This is a genomic window from Paenibacillus sanfengchensis (assembly GCF_036864765.1).
GTDB lineage: Bacteria > Bacillota > Bacilli > Paenibacillales > Paenibacillaceae > Fontibacillus > Fontibacillus sanfengchensis.
The window spans coordinates 477,887-497,125 of record NZ_JBAGJC010000003.1 but is presented as its reverse complement, the minus strand read 5'-3'; the positions used below and the strand labels follow the sequence as shown (position 1 = coordinate 497,125).

Sequence of the window (19,239 nt, the reverse complement as noted above, 5' to 3'; positions counted from 1 at the left end):
GTTTAGCCCTCATCTCGCAGATAAGGTGGCGGCTGTTTGACACTTACGTAAATGCTGCACATTGATAACAAGTAAAATAACAGGTATGGATACTGCTTGGCGCACATCTAAAAAAGAAAATCCGTACCCATATGCAGAAAATTCAAACCCAATGAATCCATGTTTAACGTGTAGTGATATAAAAAATATGGAGGATTACATGAAATATGCAAATGCCAATAAAAAGTAACCACATCCCACCCAAAGGAGATTGTACAAACCTTTTTGATCGATTATCAAAGTATATCTCAAGATTTGATGAAAAATGGGTAAATGAAATAGAACCAGCAAAAGAAGAGGACATAGATACGCTGAAAAATCTAACTCAAATCAATCAATATAACTATCATTATCCTAAAGAATATGAGATTTATTTAAAATATATGGGGCAGGATGATAAGGGTTTACTTAAAACTCAACTTCCAGGATATGCATCAATTTCTGAGATAATTGCTTCTTATGAAGCGATACATGAGGAACAACCAGATACTTTAAGTGATAAATATGTACATTTTTTTCAAATAGAATTATTTGATGGTCAACTATCATTTGATTTTACCCAAACTGATAATCCTCAAATTGTTATGACTAATGAGGACAGCCAGTTTGTAAGTTATTTTGCAGATAACTTTGAAAAATTGTTATTTCAATGTGCATTTAGTAAATATGAAAGTTTAAATTATGATAAGTGTATAATGTTTACTGGATCACCTGACATGCTTAAAGAAGCAATACAGAGGCACAATGAATCGGATGTTCTTAGCATAATTGGTAAATTTTCGAAAACATATGATTTTCAAAGAGTATGGTTTAGTGACTTGACTCATCACATAGGTTTTAAAGACGGCATTAGCTTTTACGTCGAAAGTAGGAATAATGCTTTGTGTGGGTTTATTGTAGGTGATTTAGATAAACAAATAGATAATGTTGGTGAAACATTACTAGCTGAATTATATGTTAATAGAAACAATTGAAGTGCTTCGCCAAAAAGAACATGAAAGGGAAGAAAATCATCTTCCAAACCAATATGATGGATTTACCAAAGAACTATGTAATACAAGAATTAATGATGATTTTGTAATGTTTGAAACGATTATGTCTATGATAGAGTCAAAATATCCGAATGTGGATGATGACGAATTGGAAGGGTACCAATGTGCAAGAGAAGTGATTGAAGAATTTAAAAAAGTGGATCCTGTTGCGGTGCACCCCTACTCATATTGGGCGAATAGAATGTTGAACCAGGCTGAGGACAGGCTTAAAGTGAGGTTACCAGAGGACTTCAGAATGTTTCTTTTGAGATATGGTTCCGGAGCAGTCGGTGAAGCAATTGTTCTAGGGTTAACTGAGGCGGAGTTTGTTTCTACACCATCTTTTGTAGATATATCACTGAAGTTTCGGGGGATTCTTCCCGTTGAAATTGAGAATTTTGTTGTTATTGGATTAGATGGTGCCGGCAATCCCATAGGTTTTGCTTCCCCTCATACAGAAATTATTTCTGTTGATTTTGATTTTGGTGAAAAAGTAACTGTAGCAAGCAACTTTGAAAAATATTTGGAAAAAGCACTTCGTGAAGAATTGAGAATCCATTTTAAATCAGTCATTTAAAAATCATCTGCTAGGTTTTATAAAATGTCTGGTTATGATATCAAGTGGTGAGCAGTTTATCCGAAAGCTTTTAGGAGGTTAGTAAAATGGATGGGTTGCCAGATCTACAACCGTTACGCATACCCTCTCCGTGGATTGTTACTTATAATGGTTTCATTGGTATCGATCCGCAGAGATTATTTGAAAATGATCAAAAATGGTTGAGCTTTACCTCGGAATTATTGCATTTAACTCATCAGCATACAGGCCTCATACTGGACATGGGCTGGTCTCCGGAAGCTGACCCGAATGGCCGATATGAAGTATCTTTAATAAAAGATAAGGACTGGCTCAACCCCATCGAAACTTATTCTACTAAGAGTAAAGAAGAAATAGTAGCCATGATTGAAAGTATGCTATGGAAGCATGCTAACGGGTAGAGATAGAGAGGGTGAAATTAGTGCCAGATAACCTTTAAGATTAAAAACAGAAATTTGTTGAATCAGGAGGAAAAAATGAACGAGAACGTGAGTTTAGATACTTATAAATACTTTATTGATGCCTATTTTAATATGAGTTACAAATGGGATGATCTTGAAATGACTATTAAAGATTTTATAGAACTTGAGGATAAAGAAAATGTAGAAAGATTATTAGAAGAAGTAAATTACATAAATAAATTGGATGATTGGGAATATCTGCGTTCAGTAAATATTGAAACAGCAGGGATCTATTATGATGAGGCTAGGAACAGAGAATTTATACAGATTCTAATAAGTAAGTTATCGGAATAGCGGCGAAATCGCTATGGTACTTGGTGGAGGGGCATTTACATAAGCAAAATATCCACAAAAACAAGGAAGACAGTAGGATAGGTAAGGTGACTATGAATCAATCCATTAGATTTGTAAAAGAATATCCGGAATTTGAAAAACTATTTCATAAATTATTTATACTGAGAGAATTGGATGAATGGTACATCAATTGTTGTAAGGAACAAAGTAATTTATATGGTGATTTTCATGATCTAAAGAAAGTTGAGAAAATCGAGAACAGAGATGGATATTTCCCCTCTTTCGATATCTACTTAAAACTACAAAATGTTAAAGGTGAGGGCGGGTTTTTGTTAACTCAGGAGATTCATTTGCAGGTATCTAAAATTATTCCAGTGTATCAAATGAATTATCTTTACGGGATTAAACAAGATAAGTTAGATGGAATATTAGATTTATCGGGAGCTCCTCAAACATTTGATATGTTAGAAGTCCAAAAGGAAGTAAAGGAAAAGTTGAAACAAAAAGGTTATATAGAACTTTACGATAAGTATGACTCTAGTGATACGATTTTTGATTGGGAGGAGGTTCCTGGTATAGAGTCTTTTAATAGAAGTTTAACTGTTGAGCTTGCTGTTTTTTATGACGTTTTGGAACTATGTAATTGAGTTTGACATCCAGGTTCATCCTCTAATTCGGAGACGGACAATCTCATTCTGAATTTACTGAAAATAACAGGCTCATTTCAGCTTGACCCAAAGAGTCAGGGGTGGGCCTTTTTGCCATGGCGGAAATTTAGATAAACATACAGGCCAATCATTAACGAAAGGATTTGGTTCCATGAGCAATGAAATAATCTTACGCAATTATTCAGAATATCAAAAGTATATAATTTGGGATGGGAGCAGCTATAAAACTGTAGATAAAGACACAGTTGTTGCAAAAAAAGAACATGGAATTTGTGGGTTTACGGAAAACAACGATATAGTTGGTGTGTTTGCAAAGCATCATGATGCATTCTTTATGATAGGTAAGAAAGAACATGAACTTAGCCATACAAATTTCGAGTGTTCGAATATCTACATATATTGATCCCGGAATCTCCATTTATGATTCTGACCCCGAGGAATTTGATTTTCTACTTTTTATAAGCAACAATATCTTACAGAGCCAAGAAGCGCTTGCTAATTTTATTATCGCGAGGAATAAATGATGGGCATTTACCGCAAATATATATAACAACAGTATATAAAAGTGGGTGTAAGATAAAGATGGAACATTCGTTTCCTGAATTTGTTACCGGAGAGGCTATAAAAAGCCTCCGCAGTAAAATAGAATTTCCAGATGATGTTCCTTTTCAGGACTGGGAGTATATTGTGGCGGATTCGACAAGATTATCGGAATTCATTTCATATTACGAAAGTCTAGAACTGAACGTTGAAGAAAAATTCGCCCTCATGATCGTGATTGTCGGTTCATATAATGATGCAATATCTGACGGCGAAGAACAAAATGCGGCGTGGCAGAAAATTAGATACTTTCTTACAAATGATGTTATGATCCACTGGAATACAATTATCTATTGGGCGCTGCTGGAAGATGAAATAGATTTAGAGGATTGTTTTGCAGTAACACCACAAATGCGAGAAATAGTAGATGATCTTGGAAGCTTCTCCATTGAACAAGGCAGTCTACAAAATCTTATTATAAAGGAATAAAAACATGATTAATTATGGAGAACTTTATTATGACCATTTTAGCGATTTTTTAAGGGAGCCTATTGGCCGGGAGGTGTTTAAAAGTACTAATGAAATGCCAAGTATACAGATTCTGCAATATGAAAATGTTTTTGAGGAGTGTTTGGTATACAATTCACTTGGATTCAGTAAGTATGAGGAAATCGTAGGGGCCAACGTTGAGGTATCCATGGTAGTTGATGGGGCTTTTAGGAGTACTGGATATCTTCTAGCAAGCACTTTATTTTATTGCATCGGTAACAAAATGCAAATAGGTACTGGGGTAGCGATTCGAGGCATTGAAAACCTGGATCCCACGTTTGTTCAAAAATATAATAAAAGCGCAATATATTTTACTGAACCCTACACTTTTCCAGAAGAATATAGTGTTGTTCGTACTCATACTAACGATGAGGTTGGCAGAATACTATCGGCCTTCTATATCTCTCAGTCAGAATTCGATTATTTTGCTAAATACGGAGCAGAAAAATTTGAGGACTTATTAGAGGAAAAGAACGTTGACCCCTTTAATGTAAATAGACAATCGGCAGTTTAAAGGGCTATCTTAGTCTGAATTTCGTGAAAATAACAGGCTCATTCCAACTTGATCCATAAGTTTTGGAGTGGGCTTTTTGGTTTAAACGCGAAAGTTAATATTTTCTAAATAATCTAGGTGGATTTTCCGATATCACCTGTATGTCTTTAAATATACAAATTATAGGAGCTTAAGTACCATGAGGTGGAAGAGGGAAGCAAGTCTATCTGAAAGAGTCAGTGCTATGAATGAAGTATTCCGTTATTTAACACAGGATCATGAAACGGAGGAGTATCTCACTTTTTTTACTCTACTCGAAAAGATTAAGAATATCCCTCCTTTACTTGATTTTTATGGAGAAGAATTCGTTCAATTCCTCATAGAATTGCTGCCTAAAATTGAGGATAAGTATGATAGGGCACGATTAATCGAAGCGCTTGTCCAGTGTTTTTACAGTTGTGAAGCAGTCGATAAGACATACTGTCTGGAACTCCTTGATGAATATATGCTATGTGTGCGTGAGTATGCTGCCAATATCGATGACATTATTCAATGTTTGTATGGTTTTTTTCATGCGGGGATTAGCAAAAGTGAGGTTGTCGTAAAGTTAGTTGAAAATCTGGACAGTAAAGAGAATTTATTGCGAATACTCTCACGGTTAGAAATCGATGATTCGGTGAATGTGTCAAAGGATCGATCGGAATGGTTAGCTGAGGCAAAGGAATTGTCTAGTATAAGCTGGCGTTCCGGAATTATTGCCCAGTTCTTATTATTGGTGCATCCTCATGTTCGGAAATATGCGGAAGTCAGCCAGATTACATTCTTGTATGACTCCTATGAGGGGGTATACGCGGACTGTTGGCCCAGAGGTTTGCTTCCGAATAGAAAGGAAACCCTGATTGAGGCAAACGTGCTGTCAATAAAGGAAATACGTATTCTGGAAAGGCTCGAAGAGTTAATCTATACGCAAGAAAAAGATTTGGATTCGCCGGAAGTAAGGAAATTATATGATGATTTTTTCGAAGGCAAAGATCCGTTTGAGGTTATTTTTTCGTTGCAGGGAAAGGAGTAAGGAATGAGTGAATATGAGGATTTGAATACCTACAAGTCGTTTATTTCAGCCTATTTTAATATAAGTTACAGATGGAATGAACTAGGGATGGCGATTGATAACTTTATAGAATATGAAGATAAAACAGATGTAGAAAAATTGTTAACGGAATTGAATTCGATCCAAGCAATGGATGACTGGGAGCAATTGAGAAAACTTAATATTGAAACCGCGGGAGTTTATTACGATGAAGCTAGAAATAAGGTGTTTGTGCAAAAAGTTATCGATGTTCTATCCGAGAAATTAAGGCTGATGTAGAGTAACATGCAGTGTTTGGCATATTAGGATCGGAGGTCAACCTATGAATACTCGGCCGGTATTAAAAAAGGTTCGTAACTACTTTATCCTCGAGCAGTTTGATTTATTGTGGAAAATTAAAAGTAATATATTGCTGTGTTTTTTGGAAAATGGGGATTATCTTTGTTTCAATGCCGTGATGTATAAATACGAAACAGATACCTTATATAAAAGAAAGGACGGTATTTAAGAATCGCAAATGGGTGGAGCCTTGGTGGCAGCCCGATATAGTCCAGGAACTGGCTTGGTTTCGAACCGATCATGAAGCCGAGGTTAAACAGGCGGTTAGAAATGACCCCAACATATCCGTTGTTCTAGGGCGTTGCCGATTACCATTAAAGCAGCCTTGTTAACAATAACTCAAAAAAAATACCATAATGCGAGAATGCGAGCTGACCCGTCCGTATAGTGGTATTCTTGCTGCCAAACGGCTACTCAAACTAGTTATTTTGTTCATAAGATGATTCTGAATCACCCACTGATACGATAAGCTGGTCCCAGTAAGGGGGTGTGGGGTGCCCAAACTATATCAAATTTGACTTAACCAGGCCGATTGGGATAAGCCTATCCAATTGACCTGGTTTTGTTATCACTTTGAAGTCCCGTTTTGTGTCTCTATTCCTCCATATCGATCAGATCATGGATATGAATATTCAGTGCCTTACATATTTGCTCAAGCGTGCTGATATAAATTCTGTCCGTTGTTCCTCGACAGAGGGCGTTTATTGTTCCGGGGCGCATGTTAACCATCAGTGCAAACTGGCGTTGAGAAATATTTCTTTCATCCAGAATTTGCTGCAGTTTAATTTTGATCCTCATTATGATCCTTCCTTCAGTTATATATTGACCAATATATCATGATATCCTAAAAAAACATTGACCGTTACGCTGTAACGTCATATAATTAACTTGTGACGTTACAGCGTAACGGAAATCCGCTACTAGCAACTGTGATCATCGTAAATGTGGTTAAAATCTGCTGGAAGGGAAGGAGAAAATATGAAGAGTATTTTGGAATCGTTATTTTACGGTAACCTCCGTCCAGAGGAAACCATCCTTCCCCAAAATCCCAAGTACCGCATCATAAACAACAGCATATCCGATGCTATGTGCTTCTGGAAAGAAAAACTGTCTCCCGACGACTTTGACCAGCTTGAAAAGCTGCTCGATTTACGCGGTCAGTCGGAGTCAATGTATGCCACCGCTTCATTTGTGCACGGGTTTCAGCTCGGAACGTTGATGATGATGGAAGTATGCGCCGCAAAGGAAGAACTTTTCTAGGAAAACCCTTTAAGTATGTTGATTCTTCGCTCCCCACTCACATAATCCTTCCAGCACGGGCAATAAAGTTTCCGCCTTTTCGGTGAGACGGTATTCCACCTTCGGGGGAACTTGAGGGTATTCTTTTCTCAGGACCAGGCCGTCCGCTTCCAGTTCTTTGAGTTGCGCACTCAAGGTTTTATAGGTAATCGCCCCGATTTGGCGTTTCAGATCATTGAAGCGAACCGGCTGATTCTCCGCCAAAAGATAGATGATCACCATTTTCCACTTGCCGCCTATCACGGAAAGGGTATAGCCAAAAGGGGTGTCCTCGATCCGCCTAACCTTTCCTTTATAGTCCGTCATCCCCATATCTACACTATCCTTTCGGGTAATACCTACCATAGAAGTGGGTACTGCTTATTTCGGTTGTGTTCAGCTTATCCTAACTTCACTTTGAAGTAAAGGAGCTAGTTCCTCTGCATCATGATAAAATTTCCCAGTCCTGCTATTCTGATCTTAGCATTTGTCAATAAATGTAACGCGTAAAGCAGGTGAAGGAAATGAGCATGAAGCAAAGTGTCGATCCGGATCGGCTGCTTCAGTTATCCAACGATATGAGGCGTCTGGAGCAAATTGTGGAGGAACGGGTAACGAAGTTGGAGACGGAGTTGAGGAATGTCGCCTCTCAAGTGAGGGCGGGTTATCCGGAGTACGGCGTGCAATCGGCGCTTGCTGAGGTCGAAGCCGTGCTGACGGACACTCGAAACCACGCCAAGCAATTACATGATCGTTTACATAATAAGGGCCATGCACTTAAAACGGCGGCGGAAGAGTACATAGAAGTCGAGCGTAAGAGTCAGGATCTTGTGAAGAAGAGCCCGCTGAAATTCGTCATAGGACCCAAGCAGCTATCTCAGCTCTTTTTTGACTTAGTGAAACGATATAGTCCATTCGACCTGGTCAAATTAGCCCTGCAGCAAGCCAAGGAACTCACGCTTCAAGCGAAACTGAGCAGGTTTAGGGAAGATGAGCAAATCAAGGCGTACTTGGAGATGCTCCAGCATGGAACCTTGGAAGAACAGCGATTGGCGGAACAACAGCTTACGCTGATCGTGAACGCTTTTGACCAAATCGCCCGGTGTCAGACGGAATATGCGGTCTATGGCAGATTCGGGAATGCCAAGTATATGGATGAAGTGCATCAATTGGCGGTTGAGGCCCGGGCCCAGCTAAAAGAGCTAGGGGTGTCGGAGAAGTGGTACGCCACGAAGGTCGATTTAAGGGCGCTTTATTCAGGGTCGCCTTTGGATGCGTTGAGGTATGATCCGTACAGGACTGATGGCTCGGTGATGCCGACCATAGGCGAGCAGCGATTTGCTATCGCTTTGGGGATGACCCATAGCAAGTATCAAGCCTGGGCGCGGGAACGCTATGATCGGATCGAGGCAGGCGCGATCGCGGCGGAGGCCAAACGCAAGGAAATCGCTTTGAAAATTGCAGAGTATAACGAAGGCATACCGAAACCGAACATCGAGTATGTGCAGCAGCATTTAGCGGAGAAGGGTCTTTTTCAAGGTGAGATTACGGGGGAGTATAGTCCCGAGCTGCTGCAAGCGATCGAGGCCTTTCAAGCGGAGTTCAACCGAAGCGGGCTTTCGAAGGAACTGCAACACAGCTTTGGGGTTGATGGTAAAATAGACTACAAGCTGCTGAACCTGATTTATTTGGAAAAGGGACTGATCGAGCAGACCCCTAATCTTTTTAATGTGTGCTATATCCCGGACATGTTGGGAAAAATGAAAGACACGAGAAACGGATTTGAAAAGTCCATCGACAGCTTCAAGGAAATCGGCTCCGATATGCTGGCCGCCTCCGATGCGCGGTTTCAGAAGGCGTTTGATTCGCCGGGCGATTTTTTGAACTATCTGACCATGGGCATTCCTAAGGGGATTTACGATGGCTATGTAGCTCGAGGGGAGAAGCGGAACGAATCAACTTATGACTATATAGATTGGTTATCTTCCGGGTTATTATCCGGGGTGCATCAAACGTTTGTGGGGGCCGTTCATCCGGAAGAAGCCTATTCCAAGGAGCATTGGCTAAACAGCATCGGCCTGGCGGCCATGCTTACAAGTCCGGTTAAAATGAAACCCACCAAGCCTTCCATTCCCGATTTGAATAAAAGTAGTGGAGCGTTTAAGGTTAACACGACTACGGAGTTGGATAAGGTAGAGGGGAAGGGGATTGAGGGGACGGGTAATGGTGGCAGTAGGAGAGCTCAGAATCCCATGTTCGCCGAGGATTGGGATGCATATTTTAAATCTAAATACGGAGATGAAAATGTTACACGGGAGACTAGTGGGAAGGGTAAAGATAGTAAAGATAGCACGGGTAATAGAGATGCTAATTCGAAACCTCCGATACAAGTTGGGTATGGTGAAACAGATTTAAGCGCAATGGCGAAAAAGTATCGAATTGAAAATAAAGCGTTTGACTTAAGGAATCTCGTAGTGGCAGAGATTGAAGTAGATGGCGTTCGTACTTTGAAGGTTTTTGAAAGTACAAAGAGAACAGAAGTAAGGCCGAGTGGAAAAGTAAAGGACAGAAATGTGCATTCCGAAATGGTTCTATATGAGGACAAAATTTTCTCGGAAAAAAATGGACAGACGTATGTTGTTCATCGTGTATATACTGAAAGGGAACCTTGCATTCTTGGTGGTCATAATTGTAAAGATCTACTTGCCACAAAATTTCCTGATGCTGAAGTAACCTACAGTGTTGAGTATGGGGATCCCGATTCAAGAAATCGTGGAAATGCTGAATTAGCTAAAATACTTGAAAAGTTAAAGGAGGAGTGAGAGTATGGATTTGGATTTTGATATTTGTGAAATTCGAGAGTATTATGATTCTGAATTACGAGACTATGATTACAACGAATTGGTGAGACTTGGTATAAGTCATGATGATGCTGACTTTATGGTATCTATTGGAGTACCAGAGAATTATGATGATTTTGTATTCTATGGAAGGGATACTTTTAAAGAAACATTAATTGAAGGTGTAGAATTTATTAATATTGGTCATTATTCATGTTACGGTATACTTGACCCGAATGCACTTTACTTAAAAAAAGGTAGTGATGGACTTTTTATTAATTCATCCCATCATAAGCCACCAATTTATATGCTAAATAAAAACTTAAGAACATTTTTTTTGTTTGAATTAATAAGGAATGAATTAGCAATGAAAATGAAACAAGAAAGTGAATATAATGAACAAAAATATGCACGAGAGCTACGGAAGTTGTATGAGCAAATTGATCCCGTAGCAATGAAAGATCTTGATGGATACTGGTCACATCTAATAGAAGACTATGAAACTGGATTATGAAACCGTACGAAGGATGTGCCAGAAATATTGTGTAACTTACTTTACAACCCCAACAACGAGATCGTACAATACAACCAACAAACCAAACACTAACTGATTCAAACACTTGATAAACTTTCAAAGCTCTTTCCAACTTGTTTTATGAGTAGGAATGAGCCTTTTTTGCGTGCCCAAAATCAAAGGAGGATGAAACGAATGGCAAAACGTGAACAGGTAGTGGCAGAAGAGTTGAAGAACCAGCAACTAGCACAGGAAGCAGAAAAAGAAGTGAGGTCTATTGCTCAGGCACGAGCAGCATACGAGCAGTTTATGAATGAAATTCGTGGTTATTGTCAGCAAGCAAGGGAATTACGTGAGCAGGCGGCAGTGCTACAGCGATCAGGACGTACAGATTTTCAGATTAGCGAAGAGATTCAGCAGTTGTTGAAACATGCGAAACATTTGGATGTGGTAGCAAATCAGAAAGATGGACTGCCGCGCCAGCAAGCATTACAACTCATAGACAGACTAGAGCAAGAAGCGTCCGATTGCAGGAAACTTGTGCAGTATAACCAGACAGTTCTAGATCGGCAGCAACAAGAACTTGAAGATGCAAAGGCGGCTGCGGCGAAAATGATTCAGGATGCAGAAGAACGTCTGGAAGGAACAAACAAGGCAGATACTAGCTGAAAAGGTAGCTCAGCTTGCAGAACTGGAGGGCTACGCAGATGAAACATTCGATTCGTGTACAGATTTGTACAAAAGGAGATACTGATCTTGTCTGTCCTCGCTGTAGTAAAAAACTTATGTTTCAAGGAAATTTGACCTCATATAGGATATTTTGTGAAGATAGAGAATGTATAAGCTTAACTGCTAGGGGGTTATAAATTGGGAATTTGGTAAAACAATGAATTCTACAGACCTTAGCGAACAGAAATATTAGGAATAGGAGAATAACATGAACTATATTATTTTTGATTTAGAAGCAACCTGTTGGGAAAATGAGCGATCAAAACCAAACGAAATTATTGAGATTGGTGCAGTTAAATTAAATGAGGAACTTGAGATGGTTAGTGAGTTTCAAACTTTCATTAAACCTAAACTACACCCTCAGTTATCTGACTTCTGCAAAAAACTCACTTCGATCACTCAAGAAGATGTTAATGCTGCCCCAGGGTTTGAACAGGCCATCTTTAAGTTTCGTGAATGGATTGGTAAGAGCGAACCGTATTATCTTTGCTCTTGGGGATTTTATGATAAAAGCCAATTAAAGAAAGATTGCGAATTACATAGGATAGACACTGAATGGTTACAAAAGCATATTAGCATTAAACATCAACATGGAAAGATGATCGGTTTAGAAAAAGGAATAGGTATGCAAAGAGCACTTAAGATGTTTAATTTGCCTTTGGATGGAACATATCACCGAGGAATTGATGATGCTAAAAATATATCAAAGATTTTTGTTAGAATATTTGATCAATTGACGTTCTGATAATACATTCGAGGTTTGTCATAGGGTGTTTTTACATAAATCAATACTTAATGTACTAGATGAGAAGTACCCTTTGAAGCAAAATGTTGTTGGTTCTTTTTTAGAAACTGACAAATTGAAGGTCCCACCGAACAGATTCTTAGGTGGAGGAGGGCATATACTGTGCTATTCTGGACTTAACATTTTCCAAGAAATGTAACGTGTAATTCGAATATCATCAATCAGGTGGATTGACTTTATCCGGAGTTGTCATACAGAAAGGAGCAAAGATATGAATGAAAATGAGTATATAAAGGAGATTAGAGTTTTACAACAAATTGCTGATAGAGCTATGGCCGGGGAAGAAGTGTACTGTCCAAAGTGTGGTGAACTGCTTATTATAAATAAATTGGGTAGTGGGAAACATCCTTCTGTCTTTTGTCCAAATAACGATTTCAAAGTAATGATTGACTATAAAGATAATAATGTGATTGAAAATTTGGGTTTGGATAAAAAAATAAGCTTATAAATATTATGTATGAAATTTACCGGAGAATTATAGTGATACGGAATTAAGTTATGCTACACGTAAATATGGGTGTTGATTATGAGAATTATATCACTCATGTGACCGTAAATGATTTAATGACAGATGAGTATAGGGAATTGAAGGATTCATTAAAACTGTAATTCTATAGTGGGCACGCAGGGCTTATTCACCTTTTTTAAAGCGTACTGGAGGTTTGAAGAGGATGGATTTTAGTTTATCAGTTGGTTCTAATTTGCCCAGGGAAGAATTGGGGAGGTTGCTCTACAATATCTTGTGCGAAGTATTTTTTGTAGAATTAATTGATTATGAGGTAGAAGTATGGGCTGATTCCTATACCCAACACGTAAATGTCGGTTGCACCTATTTTTCTATGAGCATTGATTTAGATGAAGAGGAGGAATATCTAGAACGTTTTTCGAGAGATGAATCTCGAAGATCATGGTGTGGATACCAATGTCCTTATTAGCATTCAATTTATATCCCGTACGTTTGAGATCGGAAAAACTTGCGAACATTTTTTTGTTTCACTTAATAAGAAATGAATTGGCAATGAAAATGAGACAAGATGGTGAATATACTACTCAAAAATATGCGCGAGAACTACGCAAGCTTTATGACCAAATTGATCCCATAGCAATGAAAGATGTTGAAGGATATTGGTCACATCTAATAGAAGACTATGAAACTGGATTATAACAGCTCGAAAGGAGAAATAAGGTTTGTTTATCTTATTTGAACATTCCTTACGTCCTCTGAAACTCCGAGATAAAAAAGTCACTCCATCAACCATAATCCCGCTGGATGTAGAACAACTGAGAATCACGGAATACACGGGAATCAGAAGCGGTAAAAGGGTCAGTGCTCTGAATTTCGGCGGGCATATCACCCCTTCTCCCGAAGCTAAAGATGCGTTTTTTTTATCAAAAGTAATGCCTGCAACCTTAGACGAATCTGGATCAAGTGCTGCAGACGGGGATATTTTCGTACCTACCAATGAAGCCTGTACTGTTGAGTTACTATCAATAAATGATATAAAAGTGATGAATTGGCCCGATTCAGTAAATGGTTACTGGATATCCGTAAGGTTTTATCAAAATGACGAACTTAAGGGTAAAGGCTGGTTCCACAAAAATAATGGAGCCGGCGAAGCTATATTGTTAAATGGAAATTTACAATACGATAGTCCGACTATTATTAGAGCGATGCGTCCTCTTTTTCAAAAAACAGTTGAATGTGAATGCAATGGCTTGGTGAGTAAGGATTATTGGGATTACAGCCCCGATTCAACATTTACTAACCTCTAAAGTGAAGAAGGCGATTTAAAGTGGCCCAAAGTGCAATCCGTTATCGAGACAATACACAGTATATTCAAGATGCCCTGTTAGGAGAGGCGTTAAAATACATATTTATCGCATTGGATAGAAAAGTTTCGGAGAACTCTAGACAATATGGTTGGTTACTTCAGGCTATGAATAAATGGTGGGACGACTTCGAGCATTTGCCTCCAGGGTTAAAAGATATCGAACTAGATGAATGGCTGGACAATTCAAAAAGGAAGTCGGATTTTGAGGAGATTTTAAGTCTTTCCCTCGACAACGTAAATACGGAGCTCTTGATTGAAATCATGAAATTCAAACGTGTAATAGATATGAATCCCCATGAATATGACGAATTCAAGGATATTGACAACAGGGTTTTAAAGGGTGAAAAAGTACCGTGCCCAACATGCGGTGAAATCCTAATCTATCAAGGTCCAGATACAGGAAAGCATCCATCCATTATTTGTCCCAATCATGATTATTCTGTTCTATTGGAAGTTCAGAGGGTTGATATTTTAGACAAATTGGGACTTAGGAAGAGGAAGGGATCAAGCTAATTGCAATTTTTCAAAAGCCGGGGCGCGTATGAAACGCTGCTCGGGCTTTTCAGTTCTAATCGGCTCCCCGGGCTTTGGAACGGAAACACGCTGGCCCGCGCACGGCACAAAGTTGTTTATACGCCTAACATAAGGATATATTTGACAAGTGGTGACTACTGGAGTAGTATAATAAATGACTACAACAGTAGTCATTCTGAGTGGAAAGAGGTGAACGGAAATTAAACTGTTTGATTCCGAATTAAGAGTAATGGAAATTTTATGGAGGGACGGGATGCTGGCGGCGGGTGAACTGGCGGCTGTTTTAAAACGGGAAACGGGCTGGAACAGGAATACGACTTACACGGTGATCAAAAGGCTGATCGATAAAGGAGCCATCCGGCGATCCGACCCGGGTTTTGTCTGCGAAGCGCTTATTCCCAAAGAGCAGGTGCAGTCGCACGAGACCAAGGAATTGATTAACAAAATGTTCGATGGCTCGGCGGAGATGTTTTTTTCCGCGTTTGTCAATGAGAAGAACTTGAGCAAAGAAGAGATCGACAAATTGAAAAAAATTGTGGAAAACTTAAGCTGAGGCGGCGATGATGGATATTCTCCAGATGAGTTTGTCAGCGAGTGCTCTGATTATTCTTGTTGCCCTGCTGCGGTCTGTGGCTATCCATAGATTACCCAGATTGCTCTTTCTCGTTCTTTGGGGAATCGTGCTTGCCAGACTGCTGGTTCCCGTATCCCTTCCCATCCTTCCGCAGTTGCCTGCGCCGATTGAATTCTTTGATTCCGGTTATGACGCAAATACAGGTTCAGCCGTGGTGTCCCCAGGCCCCGGTCAAACTTCCGGGCATACCGTGGAGCAGAACGGAAAGCTTAAAGCGGATAGTGCGGCCTTGACGGATTCCGATTGGCGGCCAAAGCCGGAGCATCTTACAGCCTTTTGGCTTGCTGGCGCTGTTCTGCTGCTTATGGCGGTAATGGTGATTTATTATAAAAGCCTAAGGGAACTGCGGACCGCGCTGCCTTTGCGGGGAGATCACCCTGTGATTGAAGCATGGCTGGAAAAACACCCCCTGCGGCGGAAGCTCTCCATCTTGACCTATGACCGGATTGATACACCGCTGACCTGCGGGATATGGCGGCCGAAGATTATTTTGCCCAAAACCTTGGATACGGACAACGAGGCCGCAATGGAGTATATTCTTACCCATGAATACATGCACATCAGGCACTTCGACGCGGTATGGAAAATGGCTGCGGTTGCCGCTCTGTGCCTGCACTGGTTCAATCCGCTGGTTTGGCTGATGTACTTCTATCTGGGCCGGGATATGGAGATGGTGTGCGATGCAAGAGTGATCAACCATCTCGGTGCCAAGCACAAAGCGGACTATGCGTTATGCCTCTTGTCGGTAGCGGAGCAAAAAGGGAGATACACTCCCTTATATCAGGGGTTCAGCAAAAATGCGACCCGGGAAAGGATCGTGTCCATTATGAAATTGAAAAAAGTGACGATCGTGACAGCGGCTATTTCGCTCATTTTAGTGTTGGGGGCCGTGTCCGCATTTGCGGAACAATCAAGCGGAGAAGAAAGCAGCAGTTTCGCAGGAACCGCGATAGAAATGAACGCCGCGGAAAGTGCCGACCACGCCGGACCTGATTCTGGGGCTTACTCGGCCTCATCGGAACAAGGCGATACAACATCCGATTTTAACTATGGGGAGCTAAAGGATTACACGGCTTATGGACTGACGTACGATAAAGCCAAGGACAGATATCTGTATAATGGCAAACATGTTCGGTTGTTTCTGGATCAGGATCCCAAAGACAAAGGAAAATTCACCAAATTTTATTTTGACGGGGACGGAGCAACCGATTTTCAAGTCGTCAGGGATAAAGACAACAAAATCGGCAAGATAGCTGAAGTGAGTGAAAGCGAACTGCAGGTTCTGGGTAACACGTATGGATTTGAGCTTAATAACGGCGGCCTGCAATTTGGAAATGTAGATTAAGGCAGCTCGGGCGGTATTGTACAAAAGGGATCCATAGCCATCGGCTACGAATCCCTTTTTGTATTAGTTATCAAAAATTTCGTTTTATCGGTTGTCCATATAACCCGTTTTATAAACATACCCGAAGTGATCCTTTTGACTTTCAATAGAAAAGCTTAGCGTAGCGTCATTATCCACACCAACCGCTCCGCTAAATGATGTCCTGGTAGTACCATTATCGTAAAAGTCGCCATTTATGACCCAGTAGATTCTTTTGCTGCTCTCCATTTTTGCCCGGATTTTCCCGCTAAATGCTTTAGAACCTGAATTATAGGATCTTCTCAAATGAAGATCCTCGATCCCTACAAAATCTTTATATGCTCCTTTACATTTCACATAAACATCTATCTGTGGGTACCAACCGGTATATCCAACTTCAAATGGTTGATAAAAATGAACATAAAAAATCTCATCGGATGATTTACTCTTGCTAAAAATTTTCTTGATCTTCTCTGTAGATTCATTCCGATTTGCGGCAATCTGATGAATTAATTCCTCATAGGATAATGCTTTAGCCCACAATCTGTCCCCCAAGTAAACCGGCCCGTCGCTTTCAAAAACTTTGCTGAAGTCGCTTTTTTTAAGTTCAATTTCCCCATTTTTGGTATAATTGGTGATGGTAGAAGCGTTACGATTCTTCGTGGATAAACCAACGAGACCACACACAAGTACAATCAAAATGAGGATTAGTGAAAAAGGTAACTTGAGATGCTTCATTTAGTAACCTCCAAATTTTGGATGTTCCTTCTTTGTTCATGTAACACGAAAAGTAAGTGAAAAGGAAGGTATGGAATGCAAAAACACGATATTCGCTCTAAGCCTTCGGCATATAAACACATCATGCGGGTCGGGATGGCTATCATTGATACAAAACTGGGTTCTCTGATCTCAGGGGGATTGGGTCCGGAGATTTCCTTAAACCATTTAAAAATACCTTATCTTGTCGATAAGTATATTATAGTAAGAACCGCCACTGAAGAGTTGAGATTTAAAGTGAAAAAAATGGATATCTCCACCTCGATCTGGGGAGGTATAAATATTGGACTTATTATTTATGATTCCGAGGATTTTACGAAGATAGAGCCAGGGGATGAGGTCTTGGCGGTAATGGAATGAGCCTTGTTCCCATGAGAGGCTCATTCCACTTAAATGAAGGAGAGGGAATGAGCCTTGTGAATTATTTTAATTTCCAGGAGGTCGCAATCTTTTCGAATTCCGATTCTTCAAGGTCTTTCGTTTGATCGGCTTCAATAAAAATAACGGTTTGATCCAGAAATATGTAGCAATACTGCTTGACCACCGGTTTTGATGTCTCTACTTCGATCCCGGAAACATAGGAGATATTAGCGGGGTATCCATGGATTTCAACATCCTTGGAATCGATGACTTCCAGGTCGGTATAGTAATTTCGTTTCAAGTTCATCTTTTCTATGTACGCCTGTCTCTTTTTGACGGGAACGGTTTGTTGCAGGTTCGTCACGCCGAGGGAGGGCTCACCTTCGGGGATGGGAAACATGCCGCCTTTACTGTACAGTTCCATGACACCAAATTGTTTCGCCAGTTTCCAATCCGTCGGTAAATCGAGTGCATAGTAAGTATCCGATTCCAGGGATTTACTTTCCCATTGAAAGGTGGATAGCATATCCATGATTTGATCCTCAATGAGTTTAAATTGCTTTTCCGGAGCGCTTACCTGAATTTGCCCCACCTTCTGCTCGTTACTTTCCAAAAGATAAATCCATTGGGTATAAGTGATCCCGTCCTTATTAATACTGCATTTGAGGAGGAGAGCCTTATTTTGATGGGAAGTCGTTAAGGTTTCTTTTGAAACTAGCTCGATCCCTTTGGTTTTTAGCCGGTCGGCGGTGTACATTTCGTCTAAATGGGAGATAGCCTGCGAACCATCGGGCACGGGAAGTTCAAGGATCAGGATACTGGATTGGTGTTTCAGACTCTCATAACCTACAAAACCGCTCGCAGGCTGGAAATCCGTTGGAAGAGTAAAACTTAAGGAGGTTCCCGGGACAGTTACATATTTCCCCTTTGTGATCGAAATCTTTTGTTCCGTAGCTGCAGATGCCGTAGATTTCCCGGACGCGGCCAGATCGGATGAGCCCCGGTTGCGGGTCAAATCCGGAGAAGAACTGCAGCCTGCCAAAAGGGTAAACAGTACGAGTGAGGTTATTAACTTGGAATACATATCATTCCACCTTTCTGGGTTGCTAATATTTGGTTGTTGGAGTTGTCTCTACAATATAATCGGAATCCATACATCAATTTTTGATACTTTTACCAATGGTTAGGGGGAGAGGTGATTTGTCTGTGGCTACGCAGGCTGAGGCGAGTTTGGAATTAAATAGGTTGAACTAAAGAATTGGCGTTGGGCAAAGTTCATGAAATGGTTTCGGAGATAGGTTGCCAACACCCACAATTGTAGATATAAAGCGCCCCCGTCAGAGTCTGCACATTAACAGGAAAATCTCCCGTTAATGTACCGCTCTTGGCTCTTGGATCGGATTTAGCTGGAATAACTCCATCTAATTCGCGGCCCTATTGCCGATATACACAATTTCAGGCGAATTAACGGGAG

Annotated in this window: 27 protein-coding genes; 23 read left to right on the top strand and 4 right to left on the bottom strand. The window is 40.3% G+C overall.

Annotation, left to right across the window (positions count from 1 at the left end; all coding sequences use genetic code 11):
• Window positions 1-206: 206 nt before the first annotated feature.
• The 10 genes from V4U84_RS08610 to V4U84_RS08565 all read left to right on the top strand — a co-directional run bounded on the left by V4U84_RS08610 (window position 207) and on the right by V4U84_RS08565 (window position 6,039).
• Entirely contained in the window at window positions 207-1,013 is an 807-nt protein-coding gene (locus tag V4U84_RS08610) for an SMI1/KNR4 family protein (RefSeq protein WP_334073533.1), read from the top strand.
• On the top strand, window positions 994-1,647 hold the full coding sequence (locus V4U84_RS08605; protein ID WP_334073534.1) for an SMI1/KNR4 family protein: 654 nt from the start codon (window positions 994-996) through the stop codon (window positions 1,645-1,647). Before V4U84_RS08610 ends, V4U84_RS08605 begins: the two co-directional genes overlap by 20 nt.
• Before the next feature lie 86 nt (window positions 1,648-1,733).
• A complete protein-coding gene (locus tag V4U84_RS08600) occupies window positions 1,734-2,066 on the top strand; it encodes a hypothetical protein (protein WP_334073535.1) in 333 nt (110 codons plus the stop codon).
• Between the two features lie 75 nt (window positions 2,067-2,141).
• A complete protein-coding gene (locus V4U84_RS08595) occupies window positions 2,142-2,420 on the top strand; it encodes a hypothetical protein (RefSeq protein WP_334073536.1) in 279 nt (92 codons plus the stop codon).
• A gap of 92 nt (window positions 2,421-2,512) precedes the next feature.
• On the top strand, window positions 2,513-3,067 hold the full coding sequence (locus V4U84_RS08590) for a hypothetical protein (protein WP_334073537.1): 555 nt from the start codon (window positions 2,513-2,515) through the stop codon (window positions 3,065-3,067).
• A gap of 172 nt (window positions 3,068-3,239) precedes the next feature.
• Window positions 3,240-3,491, top strand: a complete 252-nt coding sequence (locus V4U84_RS08585) for a hypothetical protein (protein ID WP_334077025.1) — start codon at window positions 3,240-3,242, stop codon at window positions 3,489-3,491.
• Between the two features lie 179 nt (window positions 3,492-3,670).
• Complete coding sequence (locus V4U84_RS08580; protein WP_334073539.1) at window positions 3,671-4,117, top strand: hypothetical protein; 447 nt, start codon at window positions 3,671-3,673, stop codon at window positions 4,115-4,117.
• A 4-nt stretch (window positions 4,118-4,121) separates the two neighbouring features.
• Window positions 4,122-4,691, top strand: a complete 570-nt coding sequence (locus V4U84_RS08575) for a suppressor of fused domain protein (RefSeq protein WP_334073540.1) — start codon at window positions 4,122-4,124, stop codon at window positions 4,689-4,691.
• A gap of 223 nt (window positions 4,692-4,914) precedes the next feature.
• The gene (locus tag V4U84_RS08570; RefSeq protein ID WP_334073541.1) at window positions 4,915-5,742 is read left to right on the top strand and encodes a hypothetical protein; all 828 of its coding nucleotides are present in this window, start codon (window positions 4,915-4,917) and stop codon (window positions 5,740-5,742) included.
• Between the two features lie 3 nt (window positions 5,743-5,745).
• Window positions 5,746-6,039 carry a hypothetical protein gene (locus V4U84_RS08565; protein ID WP_334073542.1) on the top strand — a complete coding sequence of 98 codons (294 nt, stop codon included), beginning with the start codon at window positions 5,746-5,748 and terminating at the stop codon, window positions 6,037-6,039.
• A 654-nt stretch (window positions 6,040-6,693) separates the two neighbouring features.
• Here the strand turns inward: V4U84_RS08565 and V4U84_RS08560 are convergent.
• Window positions 6,694-6,897 (bottom strand): helix-turn-helix domain-containing protein, encoded by a 204-nt coding sequence (locus tag V4U84_RS08560; RefSeq protein WP_334073543.1) that lies wholly within the window; start codon window positions 6,895-6,897, stop codon window positions 6,694-6,696.
• Window positions 6,898-7,077: 180 nt separating this feature from the next.
• Between V4U84_RS08560 and V4U84_RS08555 the strand changes: the two genes are divergently transcribed.
• Window positions 7,078-7,359 carry a DUF6809 family protein gene (locus V4U84_RS08555; RefSeq protein WP_334073544.1) on the top strand — a complete coding sequence of 94 codons (282 nt, stop codon included), beginning with the start codon at window positions 7,078-7,080 and terminating at the stop codon, window positions 7,357-7,359.
• A gap of 9 nt (window positions 7,360-7,368) precedes the next feature.
• Here V4U84_RS08555 and V4U84_RS08550 read toward each other — a convergent pair whose 3' ends face one another.
• Window positions 7,369-7,710 carry a winged helix-turn-helix transcriptional regulator gene (locus tag V4U84_RS08550; RefSeq protein WP_148456725.1) on the bottom strand — a complete coding sequence of 114 codons (342 nt, stop codon included), beginning with the start codon at window positions 7,708-7,710 and terminating at the stop codon, window positions 7,369-7,371.
• Between the two features lie 191 nt (window positions 7,711-7,901).
• On the opposite strand from V4U84_RS08550, the gene V4U84_RS08545 reads away from it, so the two are divergent.
• The 11 genes from V4U84_RS08545 (at window position 7,902) to V4U84_RS08495 (ending at window position 16,610) form a co-directional block, all read left to right on the top strand.
• Window positions 7,902-10,199 (top strand): nucleic acid/nucleotide deaminase domain-containing protein, encoded by a 2,298-nt coding sequence (locus V4U84_RS08545; protein ID WP_334073545.1) that lies wholly within the window; start codon window positions 7,902-7,904, stop codon window positions 10,197-10,199.
• Window positions 10,200-10,203: 4 nt separating this feature from the next.
• Window positions 10,204-10,731 carry a hypothetical protein gene (locus tag V4U84_RS08540; RefSeq protein ID WP_334073546.1) on the top strand — a complete coding sequence of 176 codons (528 nt, stop codon included), beginning with the start codon at window positions 10,204-10,206 and terminating at the stop codon, window positions 10,729-10,731.
• Window positions 10,732-10,926: 195 nt separating this feature from the next.
• Window positions 10,927-11,400, top strand: coding sequence for a hypothetical protein (locus tag V4U84_RS08535; protein ID WP_334073547.1), 474 nt, complete (start codon window positions 10,927-10,929; stop codon window positions 11,398-11,400).
• A gap of 268 nt (window positions 11,401-11,668) precedes the next feature.
• Window positions 11,669-12,205 (top strand): 3'-5' exonuclease, encoded by a 537-nt coding sequence (locus tag V4U84_RS08530; protein WP_334073548.1) that lies wholly within the window; start codon window positions 11,669-11,671, stop codon window positions 12,203-12,205.
• Between the two features lie 271 nt (window positions 12,206-12,476).
• Window positions 12,477-12,713 (top strand): hypothetical protein, encoded by a 237-nt coding sequence (locus tag V4U84_RS08525; protein ID WP_334073549.1) that lies wholly within the window; start codon window positions 12,477-12,479, stop codon window positions 12,711-12,713.
• Between the two features lie 223 nt (window positions 12,714-12,936).
• Entirely contained in the window at window positions 12,937-13,200 is a 264-nt protein-coding gene (locus tag V4U84_RS08520) for a hypothetical protein (protein WP_334073550.1), read from the top strand.
• A gap of 83 nt (window positions 13,201-13,283) precedes the next feature.
• Window positions 13,284-13,430, top strand: coding sequence for a hypothetical protein (locus V4U84_RS08515; protein WP_334073551.1), 147 nt, complete (start codon window positions 13,284-13,286; stop codon window positions 13,428-13,430).
• 23 nt (window positions 13,431-13,453) lie between these two features.
• On the top strand, window positions 13,454-14,038 hold the full coding sequence (locus V4U84_RS08510; RefSeq protein ID WP_334073552.1) for a hypothetical protein: 585 nt from the start codon (window positions 13,454-13,456) through the stop codon (window positions 14,036-14,038).
• 20 nt (window positions 14,039-14,058) lie between these two features.
• Window positions 14,059-14,610, top strand: coding sequence for a hypothetical protein (locus tag V4U84_RS08505; RefSeq protein ID WP_334073553.1), 552 nt, complete (start codon window positions 14,059-14,061; stop codon window positions 14,608-14,610).
• A gap of 220 nt (window positions 14,611-14,830) precedes the next feature.
• Window positions 14,831-15,184, top strand: a complete 354-nt coding sequence (locus V4U84_RS08500; protein WP_276508727.1) for a BlaI/MecI/CopY family transcriptional regulator — start codon at window positions 14,831-14,833, stop codon at window positions 15,182-15,184.
• A gap of 25 nt (window positions 15,185-15,209) precedes the next feature.
• Window positions 15,210-16,610, top strand: a complete 1,401-nt coding sequence (locus tag V4U84_RS08495; RefSeq protein ID WP_334073554.1) for a M56 family metallopeptidase — start codon at window positions 15,210-15,212, stop codon at window positions 16,608-16,610.
• 84 nt (window positions 16,611-16,694) lie between these two features.
• Here V4U84_RS08495 and V4U84_RS08490 read toward each other — a convergent pair whose 3' ends face one another.
• Complete coding sequence (locus V4U84_RS08490) at window positions 16,695-17,366, bottom strand: hypothetical protein (RefSeq protein WP_334073555.1); 672 nt, start codon at window positions 17,364-17,366, stop codon at window positions 16,695-16,697.
• Window positions 17,367-17,441: 75 nt separating this feature from the next.
• On the opposite strand from V4U84_RS08490, the gene V4U84_RS08485 reads away from it, so the two are divergent.
• Complete coding sequence (locus V4U84_RS08485; protein WP_334073556.1) at window positions 17,442-17,765, top strand: hypothetical protein; 324 nt, start codon at window positions 17,442-17,444, stop codon at window positions 17,763-17,765.
• Window positions 17,766-17,826: 61 nt separating this feature from the next.
• On the opposite strand, the gene V4U84_RS08480 is transcribed toward V4U84_RS08485, so the two are convergent.
• A complete protein-coding gene (locus V4U84_RS08480; RefSeq protein WP_334073557.1) occupies window positions 17,827-18,849 on the bottom strand; it encodes a DcrB/PsbP domain-containing protein in 1,023 nt (340 codons plus the stop codon).
• Window positions 18,850-19,239 lie beyond the last annotated feature (390 nt).